Annotated in this window: 16 protein-coding genes; 1 reads left to right on the forward strand and 15 read right to left on the reverse strand. The window is 46.2% G+C overall.

Features of this window, described 5'->3' with window-relative positions:
* Positions 1 to 70: 70 nt before the first annotated feature.
* The 14 genes from QVO97_RS09530 to QVO97_RS09595 form a co-directional block, all read right to left on the reverse strand.
* Positions 71 to 499, reverse strand: coding sequence for a hypothetical protein (locus QVO97_RS09530; protein ID WP_022360103.1), 429 nt, complete (start codon positions 497 to 499; stop codon positions 71 to 73).
* Positions 500 to 582: 83 nt separating this feature from the next.
* The gene (locus QVO97_RS09535) at positions 583 to 870 is read right to left on the reverse strand and encodes a DUF1653 domain-containing protein (RefSeq protein ID WP_022360104.1); all 288 of its coding nucleotides are present in this window, start codon (positions 868 to 870) and stop codon (positions 583 to 585) included.
* A 62-nt stretch (positions 871 to 932) separates the two neighbouring features.
* The gene (locus QVO97_RS09540) at positions 933 to 1394 is read right to left on the reverse strand and encodes a hypothetical protein (protein WP_022360105.1); all 462 of its coding nucleotides are present in this window, start codon (positions 1392 to 1394) and stop codon (positions 933 to 935) included.
* Between the two features lie 91 nt (positions 1395 to 1485).
* A complete protein-coding gene (locus QVO97_RS09545) occupies positions 1486 to 2148 on the reverse strand; it encodes a hypothetical protein (protein WP_022360106.1) in 663 nt (220 codons plus the stop codon).
* Positions 2149 to 2160: 12 nt separating this feature from the next.
* Positions 2161 to 2439, reverse strand: a complete 279-nt coding sequence (locus QVO97_RS09550) for a hypothetical protein (protein ID WP_288189550.1) — start codon at positions 2437 to 2439, stop codon at positions 2161 to 2163.
* A 2-nt stretch (positions 2440 to 2441) separates the two neighbouring features.
* A complete protein-coding gene (locus tag QVO97_RS09555; RefSeq protein ID WP_022360108.1) occupies positions 2442 to 2789 on the reverse strand; it encodes a hypothetical protein in 348 nt (115 codons plus the stop codon).
* Positions 2774 to 3139 (reverse strand): RNase H family protein, encoded by a 366-nt coding sequence (locus QVO97_RS09560; protein ID WP_022360109.1) that lies wholly within the window; start codon positions 3137 to 3139, stop codon positions 2774 to 2776. The genes QVO97_RS09555 and QVO97_RS09560 overlap by 16 nt, the downstream gene beginning before the upstream one ends.
* Position 3140: 1 nt before the next feature.
* A complete protein-coding gene (locus QVO97_RS09565) occupies positions 3141 to 3530 on the reverse strand; it encodes a hypothetical protein (protein ID WP_022360110.1) in 390 nt (129 codons plus the stop codon).
* Positions 3496 to 3759, reverse strand: a complete 264-nt coding sequence (locus QVO97_RS09570; RefSeq protein WP_022360111.1) for a hypothetical protein — start codon at positions 3757 to 3759, stop codon at positions 3496 to 3498. Before QVO97_RS09570 ends, QVO97_RS09565 begins: the two co-directional genes overlap by 35 nt.
* Complete coding sequence (locus tag QVO97_RS09575) at positions 3725 to 4513, reverse strand: rolling circle replication-associated protein (protein ID WP_022360112.1); 789 nt, start codon at positions 4511 to 4513, stop codon at positions 3725 to 3727. Before QVO97_RS09575 ends, QVO97_RS09570 begins: the two co-directional genes overlap by 35 nt.
* A gap of 135 nt (positions 4514 to 4648) precedes the next feature.
* Positions 4649 to 4891, reverse strand: a complete 243-nt coding sequence (locus QVO97_RS09580; RefSeq protein WP_022360113.1) for a hypothetical protein — start codon at positions 4889 to 4891, stop codon at positions 4649 to 4651.
* Positions 4892 to 4901: 10 nt separating this feature from the next.
* Positions 4902 to 5144, reverse strand: a complete 243-nt coding sequence (locus tag QVO97_RS09585; RefSeq protein ID WP_022360114.1) for a hypothetical protein — start codon at positions 5142 to 5144, stop codon at positions 4902 to 4904.
* A gap of 87 nt (positions 5145 to 5231) precedes the next feature.
* Positions 5232 to 5492, reverse strand: a complete 261-nt coding sequence (locus tag QVO97_RS09590; protein WP_288189555.1) for a hypothetical protein — start codon at positions 5490 to 5492, stop codon at positions 5232 to 5234.
* 2 nt (positions 5493 to 5494) lie between these two features.
* Positions 5495 to 5710 (reverse strand): hypothetical protein, encoded by a 216-nt coding sequence (locus QVO97_RS09595; RefSeq protein WP_022360116.1) that lies wholly within the window; start codon positions 5708 to 5710, stop codon positions 5495 to 5497.
* A gap of 74 nt (positions 5711 to 5784) precedes the next feature.
* Here QVO97_RS09595 and QVO97_RS09600 point away from each other — a divergent pair, with 74 nt between their 5' ends.
* Positions 5785 to 6174, forward strand: a complete 390-nt coding sequence (locus QVO97_RS09600; protein ID WP_022360117.1) for a hypothetical protein — start codon at positions 5785 to 5787, stop codon at positions 6172 to 6174.
* On the opposite strand, the gene QVO97_RS09605 is transcribed toward QVO97_RS09600, so the two are convergent.
* On the reverse strand, positions 6171 to 6390 hold a 220-nt coding region (locus tag QVO97_RS09605), incomplete at its 5' end, for a hypothetical protein (protein ID WP_288189557.1). The genes QVO97_RS09600 and QVO97_RS09605 overlap by 4 nt on opposite strands.

Here is a 6390-nt window from a genome sequence, read left to right on the forward strand (position 1 = left end):
TATCACCTCGCCAATCAGGCGCACTTTGTTAGTTTCATTTTTTTCTGGCATAGTGTTTTATCTCCTTTTCCTAGTATGTTTTTAAAAATTTATCGTACAGTTTACCATATGCCTCCCGGTACCTGTTTCCATCCTTTTCTTCTGCTGCCTTCCTCTCCTCCCATCTCTTCCGGAAGCGTTCTGATTTCTCATCGTATTCCTCTATCAAATTCTTATTTTCCATATCAAGCTCTTCGCAAATTTCCTCGTAATACCTCTTTTCATCCGCAAAATGATCGTACACCATTTCCTCTACCATCATTTTGGCATCATGTTCACACACTTCCTTGCCGGTCAGCAAGTCCCAGTATGTATCGAGCACATTCGATGTTGTAAACCAATCTCCCTCTGAATCTCTAAACAACGCCACTATGACTTTGGGATCATCTCCATGATGCCCGAACACAAGCGTGTGAACCACTGCGCCGGATGGTTCTTTGTTCTCTACCCACTTTTTCATAGTATCCTCCAAATTTTAAGTTTGCTCTGGAGAAAGCCCCGTTTCTTCGTAGGCATATAATCTCTTTTATTCTCCTTTTGGATTTAAAATTCAAACCTATATTTCTGCTTTATGCCAGGGTATTTCTGATGATCTACCTCGCTAAAAAACATATCATACGGTCGTGCAAATATGTCCCCCTTTTTCACAGGTAACCCTATTGACTCGCCATCGTACAAAGCCTTGTATAACACCAGTTTTTCTTTTGTTTCCGTATGCTCTGCGACTCCCAAAAACTCATATGTAAACAAAGCTCCATTTTCTTCGATCTGCTCTTTTGTAAGCATCTCTCTTTTAAAATGTCTTATGACATCGCCTTTCTTAAATCTCATCTTCCACTCCTCAACATACAAAACAATAATTCGACCATCGACCGTTTCCGGCGACCGCCAAATCATTTAATGCATCTGTTCCTGCTGCCATCCCGGAAATACTGCGCCAACTTCACAAGCGTGGTACTCCCTCCTTCCTTGAACGTGACAACATGGCGATAGATCTTGTCTATGTGCTTCATCCGGATCACGCCAGTTGTTTCTTCTCCCTTTTTCGGGACGCAATCATAAACCCGGATTCGGAAGTTCGGTCTGATATAGTGGCCGATTCTTCTTAATTCCCCGAATGTAATCGGTCCTTTATCCTCTTTAACCTGTACAACATGATCCCACTGTTTCTTGTCATACCACATAAATTCTTTGTCTATCACAGCGCTTTCCACCATTCCCTCGACTTTTGCCCGGCGCATCCGCTCCCGGATCTGCTCTGGGCTGAATCCCGTCATTTCAACGAGTTCAGGGGTTGTCTTGGGTCCATCTTTTAATTTGCTGATGATAATATCTCTCATCTCTGCAGCTCTCATAGCCGCCTCCTTTCCGGCTCCGGTGGAGTTCCGGAGCCTCGCTCTATAGACCAATGGCATATTCGGTAATATATAACTGCCACATAGAGGTTTATTTCTGTATATCTTTCAAAAACTCTACCAGCTCGCTTTCGCTGTCCGGATATTTAGTATAGTTTTCGTGACGGCTCCATTTCGGACTCCCGTCCGTCCTTCTGACCGGCTCCGGACCGCCTACCAGATGATAATACCGGCTGATACGCTTTTCTGTCTTTCTGAGGGTGGTAAGTGTGTCCTCATATTCCTCGACAATCAATTTCGCGCCGTTATCAAAATCATACTTGTAGTAAACCGCGCCGATATGCTTGTCTGCGTACCAGACTCCCCAGGAGCGATAGTCTGCCAGCCATTCCTTTCGCTGGGTATTATTCTTCATAACCGGAAGCGGGGTCTGTTCCTTCGGCTCTTCTTTTTCTTCCGCTGTCTTCTCCCCCGTCAGTGCCTGGATCGCCTGTTCAAATGCCTGCACTTTCAGCGCCCTCGCTCTCACATCATTCACATTGCTACCGCTCGCTTTCCGGAACATTTCCAGGAAGTACTTTTCTTTCTTACAACATGCCTGAAGCAGTTCCAAATCGCTTTTTACTTCCTCCTGCTGCGCGCTTTTCTCACAAACAGGCAGAACCTCTTTCTTTCCCGGTCCCGCACTTTCCCCGTAGGCTCTTTTTCTCACATATTCCGCAACCGAAGTGCGTTTTCCTTCTGTTTTCTTCATTTTTTTACCCCTTTATATGTAAATTGTGTAATATAGTGTGCTCTGCAGATCCGCATACGCATAGGTCGGTATCGCGTCCGGAAGAAGAGGGGCATCCAGTCCCTTTTCTCTCCAATTCCTATGACGGATTTCCGGAATACACTGGAATGAATGTACTTCCTGCTTCATGATTTTTGATAAATCCCCTTTGTGATACTGCATCGTACCGAGATATCCGACATAAACATCACTGCCATCATTGATGATCCGGATCATATCCGGATTACTTAATACCTTTAACAAATCATCCACCGTCATATCCACTGTACCCCCAAAAGATCTAATGTTTTATTCGTGTTTTCGGCATTTTCCTCTGTGTAAAACTTGCCAAATTCCTGTCTAAACAGCTCCCGGCTGTATTTTGATTCAAAAAGCCGTTCCGCTTCCTGCTTCAAGCGAATATCTAATTCATGATTTCCGCCATGCACCCCCGTCTTCGCCCATCGATGGCAGCCAGGGCAGAGATGCACTTTCAAACCATAGTGTTCTGACTTTTTTCTGGCACGGATTCCATAAAAAATATGGTGCACTTCCAGATTCCGCGTATCGCCGCAATTCCAGCACTCGCACGCCCCTACTGGTTCCATTATGCTTTTTGACATACAAATCGCCTCCCGTGTGGTGTCATGAGCTCATAGAGCTGCTGCCACTGCTCCGCATTCCGTATCGTATTCCCCTTAGCATTTTTCCAACTATGCTGCTGCCAGGTGTTGACCCATCCGTTCGACCAGGCTGCTGCCAGGGCATCGTCTTCGGTATAGATTGTTAAAACGCATGGGTTCCGAAGAATGCCGAGGGCGTCAATCAGCGCCTGCAGCGTATTGCTTGATTTCGTGGCGCTGCGCTCCCTGGCAATCTCTTTTCGATGAGTCTTCCCCTTGGCATCGTCAAATTCCAGTGACGCCCAGTATTTACTGGCATTTCCGCCAATTTTTACGGTTACCTCATACATCTTATCCCTCCGCTGCGTCCCGGATCGTCTTGCTGCGCTGGATCTTGATACTGTCTTTTTTTGTCAACGCGATGGTTCCCACGGTTCCATCATTCATTTTTACCGTTACCTTATCCAGTTCTCCGGACAAGATCATATTCGCCGACATCAGCATAAAATTCAGACACTTATCATTAGCAAAGATTCTTTCCGTTTTCTTGCGTACCTTCTTCGCCCGATTCCGCTGCACCTGCCAGTTCTTTGCTTCCTCGCAGGTGCATCTCTCCGTCGCTGCTTCGTTTAACTGCTCCGTACCGAGTTCGACATTCGTAAACATGTACGTCTGACCGCAAAAGATACATGCGCCCATTTCTTCTTTAACACCCTCCGGCAGCTCCCGTTTTTCTTCCATGCTCTTTTTCCTCCATTGCTTTTTTATATTTTTTCCGGATCTCTGCTTTCCGCATCGGTCCTAATCCTTTGATATCAATTGCCTTTTCCAGTGATTCCCTTGCATCCAGCAGTGCCTCTTTGCGGATCGCCTCTTTCTCCAGCTCTCTGGAAACCTCTTCCAGGTAGTCCTGCAATTCCCCGCGGCTCATCCGTTTAATCAGGCGGTACTCCTCTCGATTCAGGTGCATATTTCCTTGGCTTTATCCAGCCCTCTCCTTTCCCGGCAGTGATGCGGACCATCGTATAATACCGGTACGGATAGCCCAGGACATTAATTCCGGTCACGATATCGCCGCGCCGGATCATATACCCAGCAGGCGGCACCGGTTCTTTCTTCCAGGTGTTCGCCTTGATAACCTTGGTTTTAACTACCGGCTTTTTCAGGTTCCGGCTGCGCGAATACGCCAGCTTGTTGGGGTTGTCCTTTTTCCGGAAGCTCTTCTGAGTTTCTTTGATGAGATACGCCGCCAGCTCTTTCACTTCTCCTGCCTCGTAGATAGGTGTGAAATGTGTTCCCCCATACGGCCACAGCTTTTTGATGATCCGGATCGTGTCTCCAATCTCATTGACGATCAAATGATGGTGGATGGCAGCCCGCTCATATTCGGTTACTATGATGTAATGGAGCGGTTCCCCTCTTTTCTGGTACGCTTTTCTCAGGTTCTGGAGAAGTGTTCGGAGAATCTTCTTTGCCTGTTCCGGTGTCGGTCTCTCATCCTTCCGGTAAGTCAGGACTGCGTGATAATCTCCGAAATCAAAATTCGTGGCTATGATTCGGTAGAGCTTCTTAATGCGGCGGCGCTCATTCGCCTCTGCTATCTCTTCCCTGGTCGGCTCCTTCCTCGGTGCCCTCTTATATCCTCTCTTCCCATACCTATTCGAATGTACTTCTTCTACTTCGATGCAATACGGGAGATAACAGCTATTTCTCAAATACGACATTCTACACCCTGCCTAAGTTTAATGACTGTAACGAGTGACTAAACGGCGGCTAAACCCTTGTAAAACTTGACTTTCTCCGCCGTATGCCGTATACTGATCTTGTCACAGATTCGTATACGGTTTAGGGTCAGGCTTTTATGCCTGGCCCTTTTCCTTTTCCGGAATAATTCCCTGGCGATGCTCCTCTTCCGACAGAAGGAACTCAATCAGTTCTTTTGCATGGATGTTTACCAGGCATTCCAGCATATCGCTTTTGTTCCATCTGCTATGCGGATAGCTTCCATCCTCTTCCACGTGTTTCTGGTGCCAAGGAAGAAGTCTTTCAAGACGTTCCTCCTGTTCGTCTGTCGTTTTTACTACGATTACAAGCTCTTGCATTTTTCTCCCCCTACTCTGTATATCCAAGCGGATCCGGTTTCTGGCATTTTCTTTTCTCGATATTGTGAACATATGTTTCGATTTCCAGAAGTGCGATATGCTCCACGGTCATACTTCTCTGACCGATCAGTTCCTGTTTTCCGGTTCTGTTTAGGATAATCGTCTCTGCTTTATTCAGGTCATTCGCCAGCTGCTCCAGCGCCGAATACACCTCATCGCTGACTTCAATCTGGATTTCCTTGTGCTTTCCCATGAGTCCTCCTATAAAAATCTGTTTGATGTAACGACAAGCAGCGCGAAGACTGTCGCGATCAGCAGCACCGCCAGAACGAAGATCGTCTCATACAGCAATCCCTGAAATCTGAGATTCTCGTTCAGCTCCTCCGTTCTCCTTCTCAACTGCATTTCCAGGCGCGCTTCCCTTTTGGGGTTGTATACCTCGATTTCCCTTCTCATCCCGTTCTCCTTTCATTCTCTGGTATCCTGCTGCCGCCATGAAACGGTCAGACAGCAGAGCAGCTATTTCTTCTCGTTCTTCTTTTGTGAGGGTTTCAAAATCGCGGACAGTTCCATTGATTTCGATGTAATTCGTGATTGTCACTCTTACTTCACCCCTTCACATACAGCTCTGAGCAGTTCTGCGACTTCTTTCCCGGTGTAAAGCGGTTCATCGCATCCGGAGTCACCGCCACTGAGGTAGCCCATGAGGTAATAAAGGCATCTCTGGATCCGGAATGTGTCCTTGCAGATATCTTCCTTCACACCCAGATGGCCGCTTTCCGACATTTCGGTAATGATTTCTTCGATTTTCTTCGACATATCCTTATCCTCTCTTTCTGAATTGAATTTTTATCCCCATTCCTTTATACTGACTATATAAGGAGGGGTGTACTATGCCAGATTTCTATTACAAACTTTTACTTGACATTTACAAAAAGCCTTATATTGGCTATGCCGTCTTACGTTCTAAGTATCCGCACAAGCAGGATTTTGAGTTTCAGCAGGCATTTGAGTTCTTTCAGTTTAACGATTACATCGTCATAAATCCTTTTAAATCTGCCGATACAGACACTGGCGAAGTTTTTTCATTTCATAAACCAAACGGTGTTATTAAACCTGTTTCTTTATGTCCGTATATGCATCTGATTCTGTCTGTGAGCGGCACCGCTTATGTAGATGAGAGACGGCGCAGGTTCTGGGGTTTTGTTCTTCCATATGCCATCACCACTGCGATCTCCCTCGCTTCCATCTTCCTGCAGTTTTACAACACCTTTTTCGCTTAACGTGTCATGTTGAACATCATCAGAACGAAGGACAGGAAGAACAAGAGCGCAGGGAGTGCGTACAGCGCATAACCATAATGAAATACCATATGTTCAATCCAGTCTCCTATCCGTTCTCTCCGGCTGCAGACTCTGAATCTCTTTAATTCATTGCAGAGTCTGCGGATTCTTTTACGATCCCCTGCGTTGGTCTCCTGGAGATCTTTCATGATCTCG

The organism is Clostridium sp. CAG:43, from assembly GCF_000434655.1.
Classification (GTDB): Bacteria; Bacillota; Clostridia; order Lachnospirales; family Lachnospiraceae; genus Otoolea; species Otoolea fessa.

Excerpts from the sequence above, each read along its gene's own strand:
- QVO97_RS09530 (WP_022360103.1), bottom strand. The coding sequence starts at position 499 with ATGAAAAAGTGGGTAGAGAACAAAGAACCATCCGGCGCAGTGGTTCAC.
- QVO97_RS09535 (WP_022360104.1), bottom strand. The coding sequence starts at position 870 with ATGAGATTTAAGAAAGGCGATGTCATAAGACATTTTAAAAGAGAGATG.
- QVO97_RS09540 (WP_022360105.1), bottom strand. The coding sequence starts at position 1,394 with ATGAGAGCTGCAGAGATGAGAGATATTATCATCAGCAAATTAAAAGAT.
- QVO97_RS09545 (WP_022360106.1), bottom strand. The coding sequence starts at position 2,148 with ATGAAGAAAACAGAAGGAAAACGCACTTCGGTTGCGGAATATGTGAGA.
- QVO97_RS09555 (WP_022360108.1), bottom strand. The coding sequence starts at position 2,789 with ATGTCAAAAAGCATAATGGAACCAGTAGGGGCGTGCGAGTGCTGGAAT.
- QVO97_RS09560 (WP_022360109.1), bottom strand. The coding sequence starts at position 3,139 with ATGTATGAGGTAACCGTAAAAATTGGCGGAAATGCCAGTAAATACTGG.
- QVO97_RS09565 (WP_022360110.1), bottom strand. The coding sequence starts at position 3,530 with ATGGAAGAAAAACGGGAGCTGCCGGAGGGTGTTAAAGAAGAAATGGGC.
- QVO97_RS09570 (WP_022360111.1), bottom strand. The coding sequence starts at position 3,759 with ATGCACCTGAATCGAGAGGAGTACCGCCTGATTAAACGGATGAGCCGC.
- QVO97_RS09575 (WP_022360112.1), bottom strand. The coding sequence starts at position 4,513 with ATGTCGTATTTGAGAAATAGCTGTTATCTCCCGTATTGCATCGAAGTA.
- QVO97_RS09580 (WP_022360113.1), bottom strand. The coding sequence starts at position 4,891 with ATGCAAGAGCTTGTAATCGTAGTAAAAACGACAGACGAACAGGAGGAA.
- QVO97_RS09585 (WP_022360114.1), bottom strand. The coding sequence starts at position 5,144 with ATGGGAAAGCACAAGGAAATCCAGATTGAAGTCAGCGATGAGGTGTAT.
- QVO97_RS09595 (WP_022360116.1), bottom strand. The coding sequence starts at position 5,710 with ATGTCGAAGAAAATCGAAGAAATCATTACCGAAATGTCGGAAAGCGGC.
- QVO97_RS09600 (WP_022360117.1), top strand. The coding sequence starts at position 5,785 with ATGCCAGATTTCTATTACAAACTTTTACTTGACATTTACAAAAAGCCT.